Annotated in this window: 14 protein-coding genes and 1 pseudogene; 5 read left to right on the top strand and 10 right to left on the bottom strand. The window is 69.7% G+C overall.

Going from position 1 to position 13,048, the window contains the following annotated elements; genetic code table 11:
- The 4 genes and pseudogenes from FMP39_RS30165 to FMP39_RS30150 form a co-directional block, all read right to left on the bottom strand.
- Positions 1-708 (bottom strand): annotated as a pseudogene (locus FMP39_RS30165) (hemagglutinin); the annotation flags it as partial.
- A 57-nt stretch (positions 709-765) separates the two neighbouring features.
- Positions 766-1,263, bottom strand: coding sequence for a hypothetical protein (locus tag FMP39_RS30160; protein ID WP_141593547.1), 498 nt, complete (start codon positions 1,261-1,263; stop codon positions 766-768).
- A gap of 12 nt (positions 1,264-1,275) precedes the next feature.
- Positions 1,276-1,779 carry a cupin domain-containing protein gene (locus FMP39_RS30155; RefSeq protein WP_141593546.1) on the bottom strand — a complete coding sequence of 168 codons (504 nt, stop codon included), beginning with the start codon at positions 1,777-1,779 and terminating at the stop codon, positions 1,276-1,278.
- A gap of 16 nt (positions 1,780-1,795) precedes the next feature.
- On the bottom strand, positions 1,796-2,575 hold the full coding sequence (locus tag FMP39_RS30150) for a class I SAM-dependent methyltransferase (RefSeq protein ID WP_194858621.1): 780 nt from the start codon (positions 2,573-2,575) through the stop codon (positions 1,796-1,798).
- Positions 2,576-2,681: 106 nt separating this feature from the next.
- On the opposite strand from FMP39_RS30150, the gene FMP39_RS30145 reads away from it, so the two are divergent.
- Together FMP39_RS30145 and FMP39_RS30140 are read left to right on the top strand one after the other, a co-directional pair.
- Positions 2,682-3,986 carry a citrate synthase family protein gene (locus tag FMP39_RS30145; protein ID WP_141593545.1) on the top strand — a complete coding sequence of 435 codons (1,305 nt, stop codon included), beginning with the start codon at positions 2,682-2,684 and terminating at the stop codon, positions 3,984-3,986.
- Positions 3,987-4,110: 124 nt separating this feature from the next.
- Positions 4,111-4,407 (top strand): hypothetical protein, encoded by a 297-nt coding sequence (locus FMP39_RS30140; protein ID WP_194858620.1) that lies wholly within the window; start codon positions 4,111-4,113, stop codon positions 4,405-4,407.
- Between the two features lie 91 nt (positions 4,408-4,498).
- Here the strand turns inward: FMP39_RS30140 and ychF are convergent, their stop codons facing one another.
- The 6 genes from ychF to FMP39_RS30110 form a co-directional block, all read right to left on the bottom strand.
- Entirely contained in the window at positions 4,499-5,608 is a 1,110-nt protein-coding gene (gene ychF / locus FMP39_RS30135; RefSeq protein ID WP_141593543.1) for a redox-regulated ATPase YchF, read from the bottom strand.
- A gap of 52 nt (positions 5,609-5,660) precedes the next feature.
- Entirely contained in the window at positions 5,661-6,215 is a 555-nt protein-coding gene (atpF, locus tag FMP39_RS30130) for a F0F1 ATP synthase subunit B (protein WP_020478431.1), read from the bottom strand.
- 131 nt (positions 6,216-6,346) lie between these two features.
- Positions 6,347-6,577: an ATP synthase F0 subunit C gene (locus tag FMP39_RS30125; RefSeq protein WP_002636238.1), complete on the bottom strand. Its 231-nt coding sequence runs from the start codon at positions 6,575-6,577 to the stop codon at positions 6,347-6,349.
- 144 nt (positions 6,578-6,721) lie between these two features.
- Positions 6,722-7,732: a F0F1 ATP synthase subunit A gene (gene atpB, locus FMP39_RS30120; RefSeq protein WP_141593542.1), complete on the bottom strand. Its 1,011-nt coding sequence runs from the start codon at positions 7,730-7,732 to the stop codon at positions 6,722-6,724.
- On the bottom strand, positions 7,732-8,142 hold the full coding sequence (locus FMP39_RS30115; protein WP_011550536.1) for a hypothetical protein: 411 nt from the start codon (positions 8,140-8,142) through the stop codon (positions 7,732-7,734). Before FMP39_RS30115 ends, atpB begins: the two co-directional genes overlap by 1 nt.
- Positions 8,139-8,405: an AtpZ/AtpI family protein gene (locus FMP39_RS30110; protein WP_141593541.1), complete on the bottom strand. Its 267-nt coding sequence runs from the start codon at positions 8,403-8,405 to the stop codon at positions 8,139-8,141. The genes FMP39_RS30115 and FMP39_RS30110 overlap by 4 nt, the downstream gene beginning before the upstream one ends.
- Before the next feature lie 414 nt (positions 8,406-8,819).
- Between FMP39_RS30110 and FMP39_RS30105 the strand changes: the two genes are divergently transcribed.
- The 3 genes from FMP39_RS30105 to FMP39_RS30095 all read left to right on the top strand — a co-directional run bounded on the left by FMP39_RS30105 (position 8,820) and on the right by FMP39_RS30095 (position 13,044).
- A complete protein-coding gene (locus tag FMP39_RS30105; protein ID WP_090486728.1) occupies positions 8,820-9,338 on the top strand; it encodes a YbhB/YbcL family Raf kinase inhibitor-like protein in 519 nt (172 codons plus the stop codon).
- A 168-nt stretch (positions 9,339-9,506) separates the two neighbouring features.
- The gene (locus FMP39_RS30100; protein ID WP_141593540.1) at positions 9,507-12,134 is read left to right on the top strand and encodes an ATP-binding protein; all 2,628 of its coding nucleotides are present in this window, start codon (positions 9,507-9,509) and stop codon (positions 12,132-12,134) included.
- 52 nt (positions 12,135-12,186) lie between these two features.
- Positions 12,187-13,044 carry a hypothetical protein gene (locus tag FMP39_RS30095; protein WP_141593539.1) on the top strand — a complete coding sequence of 286 codons (858 nt, stop codon included), beginning with the start codon at positions 12,187-12,189 and terminating at the stop codon, positions 13,042-13,044.
- Positions 13,045-13,048: the final 4 nt, after the last annotated feature.

Below are 13,048 nucleotides of genomic sequence, written 5' to 3'. Positions count from 1 at the left end.
CCCTGGTGCATGCCTACACCGCGCCGGGAGCGCAGGTGGTCTCCGTGCCCGAGTACACGGACGTCCTCGTGTCCGCGAGTGCCTCGGTCGTGGCCCGTCCATGGGATGGGCGCAGCCAAGGAGGTCCGCGTGATTGACGAAGAACCCGCCCCGGAAGCCCATTCCTTCCGCGCTGATGAGGCCCTGGTTCGTCACGCTGCCCGTGGCGAGGAAGGCCAGGATGCCGCCGCTGCGCCCATCCCATGGACGGGCCACGACCGAGGCACTCGCGGACACGAGGACGTCCGTGTACTCGGGCACGGAGACCACCTGCGCTCCCGGCGCGGTGTAGGCATGCACCAGGGGCTCGGAGAAGCGCAGCCCGGGCGGCGATTCCGATACCGCCTCCACGCGCGCCAGCTCCCAGTGGCCCATCCGCCGAAGCGCCAGGGTGCCGCCATCGCTGGAGACCACGGCCTCCTCCGGCCCGCCGCTCTGGTGGAGGAGCACCAGCGTGCCCGCGGTGAAGCCCGAAACGCGCTGCACCGGAACGTCGTGGGCTCCGACCACCACGAGGTCCGTCAGCGGCGTGGCGGCGTTGAGGACGTGCCCCACCGTCGTAACGGACAGCGCGCCATCACGGCCCGAGCCCAGACCGAAGGAATCCAGCTCCGCCAGCGCGGGGGACGCCGGGAGCAACACGAGCAGGCAGGACAGGACGAAGCGCATGCCCCCACATGCTGCCTCAGAAGCCGGGTCTACCGCGAGTGCAGGCCCCCTGAAGACTCACTCGCCCGAGGGGTTCATCAGCGCTCGGGCGTTGCGCGGTGCGAAGAAGGGCTGGCGCGCGAGCCTCGGCAGGACGCGCTTGTCCACGCACCAGAGCTGGAGCGCATCCTCCCACTCGCCCAGCTCGGCCACCGCGCGCACGTCCGGCGCATCGCGGTAGAGGCTGTTGAGGTTGTGCACCAACGCGGACAGGTCCTCCACCTCCCAGCGCTCCGTCACGTCGCCAGCCATGACGTGGAGCTCCAACACGGGGCGCTCGCGCACGTCCACCACCTTGAAGCGGCGGGCCGCGCCGCCCATGGCGGTGGTGAGCGGCCCCACCAGCTCGTCGGCGCGCACGCCGTACCCCACGGACAAGCCGCCTTCGAGCAGGCCCGCGTCACACAGGCGCAGCATGGACACATGGGGAGGCTCGCCACGCGGCAGCAGCGCCGCGGCGGCATCGCGGTCCTTGAGGAGCCGCTCCCGGGTGAGCACGTCGAGCAATGGGGCCATCTCGGCCACAGCCTATCGCTCCTCGCCGCGCCAGTAGTCCACCTCCGCGGAGAGGGGCAGCGTGGTGAACAGGGTCCGAGCGGCCTTGTCGCCTCCGGGAGCACTGCCCGCGGAGATGACCACCTTCCCTGAGTCCGGGTACACCATGACGTCCGGCTCCACCATGGTGGAGAAGGCCAGGTAGCGCAGCGTCTCAGTCCCGTCGTTGAGGAGCTGGTGCGCGCCCCCGGGCCCCACCGGCAGCGCCACATAGTCGCCCGCCGTGACGGCGAGGGTGTCTTCCCCCAGCCGCAGTTGGCCCGTGCCCGCGAGGATGAAATAGGCCTCTTCGTTGGCCAGGTGGTAGTGCCGCGGCCACGCGTGTTTACCGGGTGGCAGCTCCATCAAGCTGCACCCCAGCTTGCGGCCCTTGGCGGCGGCGCCCAGTTGCTTGCGGCGGTACTCCACCCGGGGACCTTGCGTGACTTCGGTCCAAGGAAGCTCGGGCTCGTGGACGACATGAGGATGCGAGGACATGGACAGGTGCTCCTGTTCAGGGTCGCGTCGCGAGCAGCGCGAAGACGCGGTGGGGAATGTCGAGCGAATCCGCCGGAAAGCTCCCGGCGAGCAGGTCCGCGAGCGCGGCGTCGAAGCGGCTCACCTCGCTCGCAGGCATGGACGCGCCCACCTTCGCGCTGGCGCGGATGCGGCCCCGCCACGCGCGGGGGCTGTACGACACGGACACGTCGAACGAGAACGAGGTGAGCTGGGTGAAGCCCGCCTCGGCGGCGTCGCGGAACCACGGAGGATAGACACCGGAAGACTGGCTCAAGGACACGAAGGGCGCGGGAGCGCCCGGGTTGAAGCGCTCGATGAGCCGCTCGGTGGCCTCCACCACGTTGCCGGGCAGGGGCAGCCAGTCGAAGTGGGCGATGACCAGACGGCCCCCGGGAACGAGCAGCCGCGCGGCCTCACGCGCTGCGGCGGGCCGGTCGAACCAGTGCCAGCACTGCCCCGCGACCACCAGCTCGAACGCCTGTGACGGCAGGCCCGTGTTCTCCGCGGGTGCCTGTCGGAAGTCGATGTCCAGCCCCATTCCAGAGGCGAGCCCACGGGCGGCATCCAGCATGTCCGCGGACACATCCAGCCCCGTCACCACGGCGCCGCGCTGGGCCAATCCCCGGGCCACCGTGCCCGTGCCCGTCCCCAGGTCGACGGCGCGGAGGCCCGGACGAAGGAGGCCCTCCCTGTCGAGCCGTTCGAAGAAGGCCTCCGGAAAGCCTGCCCGGTGCCTCACGTAGTCCGATGACGTGCGTCCGAAGTCCACCTGCATGACAGGCTCCTCTCCTCGCGGGCACACGCGGGCCCCGACGACCTGGGGACGTATCGACACGTCATCCAGTCGAGTCGACAATGGCCTTCGCGGAGGTGCGCGAGACATGAGTAGGCCCAAGGGCGGACGCTCTCAATCTCGATTCGACCATCGACCTGAGGAGGAGCTCGTAACCGCGGCACAGGCCGCCGCGCTCCTGGGCGTGAAGCGAGCCACGCTCTACACCTACGTGAGCCGAGGCCTCGTGCGCTGCGTGCCGGAGCGAGGCACCAAGGAGAACCGCTATGTGCGCTCCGACCTGGAGCGCCTGAAAGCGCGGCACGACGCGAGAGCGGGACACGCGGCAGTCGCCTCGGGCGCCTTGCGCTGGGGCGAGCCCGTCATCGACTCGTCGGTGTCCCGCGTGGGCGCGGAGGGGCTCGCGTACCGAGGTCATTCAGCGGTGACGCTCGCGATGGAGGGACGCGCGTTCGAGGACGTGGCCGAGCTGCTGTGGACAGGCACGCTGCCCGAAGAAGCGTCACGGTGGCCCTCACCCGAACCGGCGTTTCCACCGTCCGAACTGGCGAAGCTGCTGCCCCGTGGGACACCGCCCGTGGCCGCGCTGTCCGCGCTGGTGCCACTCCTGGGCGCACGGGACCCGATACGCTTTGCCTCTCCATCCGAGCAGGAGCGGGCCCGCGCCCGGAGGCTGCTGCGCCACCTGTCCGCCTGGGTCTGCGTGGCGAACGCGCCGGGGCGAGTGACACAAGCCTTGAACGAGCCCACGGTGGCGCAATCCCTGGCGCGCGCTTGGAACACCCGCGTGAAGCGCGCACCTGAACTGCTCAACCGCGCGCTGGTGCTGTGCGCGGACCATGAGCTGAACGTGTCCACGTTCACCGCGCGCGTGGCGGCCTCCTCCGGCGCGGACCTGTACGCCTGCTTGAGCGCCGCGCTGGCCGCGCTCTCAGGTCCCAAGCACGGAGGGGCCTGCGACCGCGTGGAGGCGTTGCTCGTGGAAGTGGGCCGGCCGGAGCGCGCGGCGGAGGTCATCCGGGAGCGGCTGCGGCGAGGCGAAGCGGTCCCCGGCTTCGGTCATCAGCTCTATCCAGACGGAGACCCACGGACACCGCCGCTGGTGGAAGCCGCGCGGAGCGTCAGGCCCGAGACGCCCAATGTCCGCATCGCCAGCGCCGTGCTGGAAGCCATGCGCGCGGCGGGACATCCGCCCCCGTCCGTGGACTTCGGGCTGGTGATGCTCGCCGGAGCGCTGGGGCTTCCTTCAGGCGCGGGCGCCACGCTGTTCGCCGTCGGGCGTGCCGCGGGCTGGGTGGCCCATGTGCTGGAGCAGCGGGAACAGGGCCACCTGCTGCGCCCTCGGGCACGCTACGTGGAGCCGGCACACCCCGCCGGTGGCAGGGCGTCATGAACACGCTCCGCGCATCCGGACGCCTCACGCACGTCACGTGAGCACTCAGCCCACTGTCGCATGCCACGCACCGGTCGAAGTCCGTCGTTGGAGGTCCGCGCTCGCGAGGCGAGACTCCCGCGCCGTGGACACTCGACGCGTATATCCCCGTTTCGCCATCGCCTCCCTGCTCGGCAACGTCGCCTTCCTCGCCTCCTGGGGCGTGGTGCTGATGCGCCCATCGGGCTGGCAGGTGGTCGGCCCACTCCTGCTCCTTACGTTCCTCGTCCTGCGGGTCGGCGGCATGTGGTTCTTCTCCTCGAAGCACCCGCCAGAGGAACGCCCACGCATGCGGCGCACGGCGACCCTCACCACCGTGCTGGCGCTCATCGCCGTGGGCATCTGGGTCTACACCGTGCTGCAAGGCCCGCGCGGCTTCTGAGCCGCCAGGCCCTGAAACGGCTCGCGGGCGCCGCCTCCAGACGAAACCGTCCGGAAGCACAGCGCCCGCGATGACTGCCGTGTGCTGACCGCTACACGTTGAAGCGGAAGTGCATGCAGTCGCCGTCCTGGACGACGTACTCCTTGCCTTCCACGCGCAGCATGCCCTTCTCCTTCACGGCGGACTCACTGCCCAGCTTCACCAGGTCCTCCCAGCGCATCACCTCGGCCTTGATAAAGCCGCGCTCGAAGTCGGAGTGGATGACGCCGGCCGCCTGCGGGGCCTTGTAGCCCTGGTGGATGGTCCACGCGCGGCACTCCTGCTCGCCCACGGTGAAGTACGTCCACAGGCCCAGCAGCTTGTAGCCGGCGCGCACCACCTTGTGCAGGCCCGGCTCGGACAGGCCCGCGCTCTCCAGGAAGCCCGGACGCTCCGACTCCGGAAGCTGCTGGATTTCGGACTCCAGCGCGGCGGCGAGCACCACCACCTCGAAGCCCTCCTTCGCGGCCATCTCCCGAACGGCCTTCACGTGGGGGTTCGCGTCTTCCTTGCCCAGCTCCGCCTCGCCGATGTTCGCCACGTACAGCACGGGCTTGTCGGTGAGCAGGAACAGGTCATGGATGACGGCACTCTCCTCCTCGGTGAGCTTCTGGGCGCGCACGGTGATGCCGTTGTCCAGGTTCGCCTTGATGCGGTCCAGCAGCGCCACCTCGGCCTTGGCCTCCTCGCCAGCCTTGCCGCCCACCTTCGTGTTCTTCAAGGAGCGCTCGCGGCGCTTCTCCACCGTCTCCAGGTCCTTGAGGCACAGCTCCGTGTCGACCACGTCCCGGTCCCGCACCGGATTCACCCCGCCCTCGACGTGGGTGACGTTGTCGTCCTCGAAGCAGCGCAGCACGTGGAGCACGGCGTTGACCTGGCGGATGTTGCCCAGGAACTGGTTGCCCAGGCCTTCGCCCTTGGACGCGCCGCGCACCAGGCCGGCGATGTCCACGAACTCCAGCGAGGTGGGCACCTTCTTCAGCGGCTTGATGAGCGCGGACAGCTTGTCCAGGCGGTCATCCGGCACGGGCACCACGCCCACGTTGGGCTCGATGGTGCAGAAGGGATAGTTGGCCGCCTGCGCGCCCGCGGCCGACAGCGCGTTGAACAGGGTGGACTTGCCGACGTTGGGCAGCCCGACGATTCCGATGGATAGACCCATGGTGATTCCCTGGAACACGCGCGCCGGGGGGCGCGCTTCCCCAAGAAGGGGATTAGGCAGTGCGGCGCACGGCGCCGGTGGCGCTGGTGCTGTTCAGCGGCAGGCCCTGGACGAACTGCTCGGCCAGCGCGCGCTGCTTGCTGTCGTCCATGCGCTCGCTGATGAGCTTGCCGGCGACTTCCATGGCCAGGTCGACCGCCATGGAGCGGACCTCGGCGATGGCCTTCGCCTTCTGCTCGTCAATCTCGCGACGCGCGCTCAGCTTGAGCTCCTCGGCCTCCTTGCGGCTCTTGGCCATGAGCTCCTCGCGGAACTTCTCCATCTCCTGCGTGTTGCGGCGCATCATCTCCGCGGCCTCGCGACGGGCCTCGGCGATGGCCGTCTTCTGGTCGGCCAGCAGCTTCTCCGCCTCGGCGCGCTCACGCTTGGCGCTCTCGATGGAGCTGGCGATCTGCTTCTCGCGCTCCTCGACCAGCGAAAGGATGGGGCCCCACGCCTTCCACTTCAGGACGACGGCGGCGATGACGAAGGTGACCAGGGTCCAGAAGATGAGGCCCGGCTGGACCTTCACGAGGTTACTGGCGGCGAGGACGGAGGGCAGGAACATGGCGGGATGTCCAGCGTGAGGGAGGGATGCTGCGAAGACTTCGGTTTCCGCGGCAGGAGCGGCCGGCGCCCGCGGTGGAATTCCCTACGGGCACCGGCGACCGTCCAGCGATGACTCGACCTGCGCTCGCCTTAAGCCTTGGTGGCGAGCAGGATGCAAACGACCAGCGCGAACAGCGTGGCGCCTTCGATGAGGGCCGCCGCGATGATCATCGTGGTGCGGATGTCGCCGCCCGCGGCCGGCTGACGGCCCGTGGCGTCCATGGCGGCGGCGGCCAGCTTACCAATGCCGAGCGCGGCACCGATGATGGAGAGACCGGCACCCAGACCGGCGGCGAGGAAGGCAAGAGCGAGGTTGGTCATGGTGACACTTGTTCTTTCGTAGCGTGGACCCGCTTGTGGGGGGGTCGTGATGTCCCTTGAGGACTACCTCCGGCGGCCTTTCGAACCGCCGGGTCTTCGACCGGGGCACCGGACTTCAGCGCCCCGCTAACTCGTCAGAGCGGCCTAGGCGTGGTGCGCCTTGCCGTGGTCGTGGCTGGGGCCCGTTTCCGGGTGGTCGTGGCCGTGGTCGTCATGGTGGTGCCCCATGGCCACGCTCATACCGATGAACAGCGCCGACAGCATCGCGAAGACGTACGCCTGCACGAAGGCCACGAACAGCTCGAGCAGGAAGATGGCGAAGGCGAAGGGCACGCTCACCGCCGCCACCGCGGGGTGGCCGAGGAGGAAGATGAGGCCCAGGAGGAAGAAGTAGACGATGTGGCCCGCCAGCATGTTGGCGAACAGACGCATCGTGAGGGCGAAGGGCTTGGTGAACAGACCCAGCACCTCCACCGGAACCATGATGGGCCACAACCAGGGGGCCACGCCACCCGTCAGGTGCTTCAGGTAGCCGCCCAGACCCGCCGCGCGAATACCCGCCACCTGGGTGATGACGAAGGTGCACAGCGCCAGCGCCGCGGTGACAGCCAGGTTGCCGGTGGCGGTCGCCATCCAGGGAATCATGCCCAGCATGTTCATGAACAAGATGAAGAAGAACACGGTGAGCAGGAAGGGCACGTAGCGGGGGCCCTCCTCCTTGCCGATGTTCTTGATGGCCAGCTCGTCACGAACGAACAGCACCAGCATCTCGAGGATGTTGGCGCCCGCGCCGCGCGGCACCAGCTTCGTCTTGTCGCGGTTGCCCCAGATGAACAGGGTGGCCATCAGCAGCAGCGCGGCCAGCCACATCATCAGGGTGTGCTTCGTGATGGACAGGTCCAGGCAGCCTTCCATGAGGCCCGGAATCTCCTGACCGTGCTCCGTCATCCGGGGCGCGCACCCGTCGGCCTTCAGCGGCACGTGAATCTGGGGCAGGTCGGCCGCGTGGATGGGGTTGCTGAGCGGGACCTCGATCTCCAGGTAGGGCGAGTCCACGACGTGGTGGAGGATGTACCCCGGCACGTCGTCTTCAGACCCCGCGGCCCACGCCGTGGCAGCAAACAGACTGGCGAACAGCACCATTGCCTTGCGCATCACTCGTCTCCGCCCGCCGATTCCTTCGACGCGGCCATCACGTAGCTCACTTCAATCCACTGCAGTGCGAAGTAGACGCCGAAGAAGCCGGCGATGAACGGCACCGCCGCCATTCCCCGCGACACCACGCCCAACAGCCCCGCCAACACGCCCACGGCCCGAAGGCCAAAGATGATTCCGACCACCTTCAGCGCGGCGTTGAGGTCCTGCCGCACCGCCCGCCGTTTCAGCACCAGCGCCACCGCGCCCGTCACCGCCGCCAGCCCCACGCCCCACACCGCCGAAACCCGGTCCTCCACCACCTGCGGCATCAACGCCGCCAGCGCCAGGCCCACCACCGCCACGCCACCCGCCAGCGCCGCATGACTCTTGAACGAGTCCGTCCCGCTACCGCCGCCCCGCGCCGTCACTTCCGCTTCCCCAGCCGGGCCATCTCATGGAGGAACCCATAGAAACCCACGCAGATACCCACCAGGCTCAGCACCACCAGCAACCAGGGGCCCGTCCCCAACCACCCATCCAGCCAGTAGCCGCCCAGCACGCCCACCACCGCTCCGCCCACCAGCTTCCACACCGCCGCGATGTAGGGTTGCGCCGCCCTCATCTGCCGGGCCGTCTCCCCCAGCTCGCTGCCGTCCGAACCGCCCGGTTTCCGGGGCTCCTTCACTTCCATTCGGACGCCTCCCCAAACCCCGGGAAAACCTCGCTTTTCCAACCCCGCCGCCCCAACCCCTCTACGCGGGGCGCCGCTTAACACCGAACACGCGGCACACGCAACCGGTACCATGGGCAGCGGCCCCCCGGCCCCCAGTGGCGATTGCCGCTTCGGCAAGCTCAGCTACCGCCGATCTGCCCCGCATGGAATCGAGGGCCCTTCCCGTGGGCTCGCCAGGGCCTGGGCTCGCCTCTGGGTGAGGCGCTGGAGCCCGGCGGCCTGAGCAGGCGCATGGGGATGGGGGCGCCTGCCCCAAGGCCCAGGTGGCCGGCCTCCGGGCGCCGGCCGGCCCGCTCCTCGGCGTCCGGGCGCCTGCGTCGCCAGCTTGCACCCGACACGCGTCAACCCACCGCGACACCTCTGGAGGACTCCATGCCGAAGCCGCTCGTGCTCACGTCCCCCCGCTTCAAGGACGGCGACCTCATCCCCATTGCCTACACCGGCGAGGGCGAGGACATCTCACCGCCGCTTCAATGGACGGACATGCCCGCCGGGACGAAGAGCCTGGCCCTCATCGTGGAAGACCCGGACGCGCCAGACCCGCGCAATCCCCAGATGACCTTCTCTCACTGGGTTGTCTACAACATCCCACCTTCGGCCCAGGGCCTGCCGGAAGGCGCCACGCCGGACGTCCTCCCGGAGGGCGCTCGCCAGGGTCAGAACGACTTCCGCCGCCAGAACTACGGGGGCCCCATGCCGCCTGTGGGCATGCACCGGTACTACTTCCGCCTGTTCGCCCTGGACACGGTGCTGCCGGACCTGGGCCGCGCCACGCGCACACAGCTCCGGGAGGCCATGGAAGGCCACATCGTGGGGCAGGCGGAGCTCATCGGCCTGTACACCAAGGTCCACCACCGCGGCGCGGAGTCCCCCGGCGCCACTCCCGCCTGATTCGGCGCGGGCGACAGCAACCCTGAGGACACGGGCTCGGCTGCCCTGCGTGGCCGGGCCCGTTCTAAGTACAAGCCGCAGGGCTGGCGCCGGGATGTGGGCTGGTGGGCGAAGCGGCGGGTCAGCAATTTCGCACGGACTGGCAGCGGTGGAAGAGTCAGGCCTGCCGTGAAAACCGCCGCCGAAATCGGGGCAACCTACGGCCCCTTCGATGCGATGTCCGTGGGTGTCTGCGTCGTCCGTGACGGCCGCTTCGTCTATGTGAACGAAGCGCTGGTGACGATGTCGGGCTACCCGCGCGAGGGCGTGCTGGGTGAGCCCGCCACGCTCCTCGTCTCGGCTGCGAGCGCGGCGGAGCTGGCCTCCCGCCATGCCCGTCGCAAGCGCGGCGAGCCTGTCCCCACCACGTACGAGACGATGCTGCGCACCACCGAAGGGGAGCGGCGGGTGGAGCTGACCGTCATCCCCAGCGGCACGGAGTGGGTGGTGCTGGTGCGCGACGTGTCGGCGAGGGCCCGGCGCCGCAGCGTGCTCCAGCGGCTGGCCGAGCTGGGCGCGAGCCTGCCCTCCCTGCGCACCGAGGGCGAGGTGCTGCGCAGGATGTTCTCCAGCGTGGAGGAGCTGGGACTTGGCTGCGCGTGGCTTTCGCCAGACCGGCTGGGCGTCCGGCTGGGACAGACGTTCGTGCCGCCCGGCATGGTGCCCACGGAAGCCGCGGCACTGAGTGGCCGCTGGGTACGGGATGTGGTGGGCCAGTGGCCTCCCCTGCTGAAGCGCGCCTGGCGCGACGGCGCGGCCTATACAGACGAGTTGCCCCAGGAGGCCGAGTGCTTCCTCCGAGGCGCCCGAGGCGTGCTGGTTCGCCAGGGCATCCAGCGCGCCGGACAGACGCGCGCCATCGCGGTGCGCATCGACGTGGAGGGCCAGCCCCGGGCCATGCTCGCGCTGGTGGCGGACTGGCTGCGCGAGGAGGAGCTTCCACCCGTGCGGCTCTTCGGCGCGCAGGTGTCCGCGGCGCTGGACGCGGCGCTCACCATCTCCCGCCTGTCCGCGCAGAACACGGCGCTGGCGGCGCTCAACCGCCTGGCCTCGGTGACAGCCTCCGCGCCGCACCCACAGGCGCTGTTCGCGCCGGGGACCGACGAAATCGCCGGGCTCCTGGGTTGCGACGCGGTGGCGGTGCTCCTGCCAGCGGACGACGGCGAAGTGGAGCTCGCGTACTCGAGCGGCCTGGACACCGAAGGCTCGGAGGACTTCACGCGGCGCTGGCGAGCTGGAAACCTGTGCCTCCAGGCGCAACGCGAAGGCATCCCGCTGGAGCGCGAGGTGGAGTCCTGTTCGGACGACCTGAGCGAGGAACTGCGCCGACAGGGCTTCCGCACCGTGGTGGTCGTCCCCCTGCGGGTGCGCTCGCGGGGCGTGGGCACCCTGTCCGCCCTCTTCCGGGAACGGCGGCCCCTGACGCCGCTCGAACGGGAGACGTTGCAGGCCATGGGCAGCCACTTCGCGGCGGCCATCGAATCCCACCGGCTGCTGCATGAGCTTCGTGGCCGCGCCGAGGACCTGGCGCTGCTGCACGAGGTGGCCAAGGCGCTGGCGGCCACCCTGGAACTGGACAAGCTCCTGCACATTGGCGCCACCAGCCTGGCGCGCATCGTGGACACGTCGGATGCATACGTGTTCCTGCCGGATGCCTCGGGAGAACGGCTCCAGCTTCGCGCGATGACGGGAGGCTCACCGGAGCTTCAAGGGCCCGCCCTGCCACTCCTCCCGGCCGATGCGTCACTCGCGTCGGTGGCGTTCCACACGCGCGAGGTGGTGATGGTGGAGGACGCCCGCTCCGACCTGCGCGTCAACGAGGAGGTGCGGCGCCTGCCCGGTGCTCGAGCATTCCTGGTGCTCCCCCTGGTGGTCCACGAGCGGCCCATGGGCGTGATGATGGCGGTGGAGACGCGGCGGCCACGGCGCTTCACGCTCGCGGAGGTGGAGCGAGCCAGTGCCATCGCCAACCAACTGGCGCTGGCCCGCGAGGGCGCGCGGCTGGTGGAGGACCTTCAAGCCAGCTACGTGGAGCTGGCCCGGACGCAGGCCCAGTTGGTGCGCCGCGAACGGCTGGCCGCGCTGGGCGAGTTGTCCGCCGTGGTCGCCCATGAAGTGCGCAATCCACTGGGTGCCATCTTCAACTCGGTGGCATCCATCCGCCGCATCGTCGGGCCGGACAGCGCGGCGGTGCCGCTGCTGGACATCGTCGGGGAGGAGTCGGACCGGCTCAACCGCATCGTCGCGGACCTGCTCACCTTCGCGCGGCCGCCCGCGCCGCATCCCTATGCCGTGCCGCTGTCCCCCCTGGTGGAGGACGCGGTGCGAGGCGCACTGGCGGAGGCCCCGGGCCAGGTGCGTGTGGAGCTGGACCTGGCGGATGATGTCCCCTCCGTGACGGTGGACGAGCGGATGATGCGCCAGGCCTTCCTCAACCTCGCCATCAACGCCGTGCAGGCCATGCCTCAGGGCGGCATGCTGCGCGCGAGTGTCCGGCGCGCGACGGGGACTCCCGAGGTCGAAGTGCAGTTCGTGGACAGCGGGCCGGGCATCTCCCCCGACGTGCGGGCGCGCATCTTCGAGCCCTTCTTCACCACCAAGGCCAAGGGCACCGGATTGGGGCTGGCGGTGGTGAAGCGCATCGTCGAGTCGCACCAGGGCCGGGTCGCGCTGGAATCCCAGCCGGGCCAGGGCACCACCTTCCGGCTCTATCTCCCTCTGGACACCTCCGCCGCGGCGGTAAGCGAAGGCTGGTAACGCACTTGAAGCTCACGCGTCCGGGGCGCAAATCCCTTCGCGAGGAGCAGAAATGCACCGCCATGCCGCCGTCCTGGGAGTCCTTCTTTGTCTGAGCACCTTCACCGTCCAGGCCCAGGCGCCCACGGCTCCGGACGAGCCTCGGGTGCAGCTGAAGTTCGTGGGAGAGCTGGGCTTCCTGGACGTGCTGGCGCACAGCATCCGCCAGGGCAGCGACGGCACCCTGTTCCGCTACACGGACGACGGCGGGCAGGACAACCTCTACAACTTCATGCGGCTGTCGGCGGAGCTGACGTTGAAGGGCCGGCACTCGGTGGTGTTCCTCTACCAGCCGCTGGCCATTGACACGCAGGTGGTGCTCAAGCGGGACGTGCGCATCGACGCGCTGGACTTCCCCGCGGGCACTCCGCTGGACGTGAGCTACAGCTTCCCCTTCTACCGGGCCAGCTATCTGTATGACCTGCTGTCCGGTCCGGACCGCGAGCTGTCCGTGGGCGTGTCGCTCCAGCTGCGCAACGCGAACTATGTTTTCACCTCCGCGGACGGGACGCTGCGGCGGACTGCGCGAGACGTGGGGCCGGTGCCGCTGCTGAAGGTGCGCGGACGGTGGGGACTGGGCGGTGGCTGGTGGCTGGGCTTCGAGGCGGACGGCAGCTACGCGCCCACGGCCATCATCAACGGCGACAGTGACTCCAACACCACGGGCGCGCTGCTGGACGCGTCCCTGCGCGGCGGCGTGCGCATCACCGACAAGGTGGATGCGTTCCTCAACCTGCGCTACCTGGGCGGCGGCGCGCGAGGCACGTCGGACGACAACGAAGACGAGTTTGGCGACGGCTTCACCAGCAACTGGATTGATACCGCCACCATCAGCCTGGGCTTCAGCTACCGGCTGCCCTGGGGAAGCTGACGCC

This window comes from Myxococcus sp. AB056, assembly GCF_006547365.1.
GTDB classification, from domain to species: domain Bacteria; phylum Myxococcota; class Myxococcia; order Myxococcales; family Myxococcaceae; genus Myxococcus; species Myxococcus virescens.
This window is presented reverse-complemented; position numbering and strand designations above follow the sequence as displayed.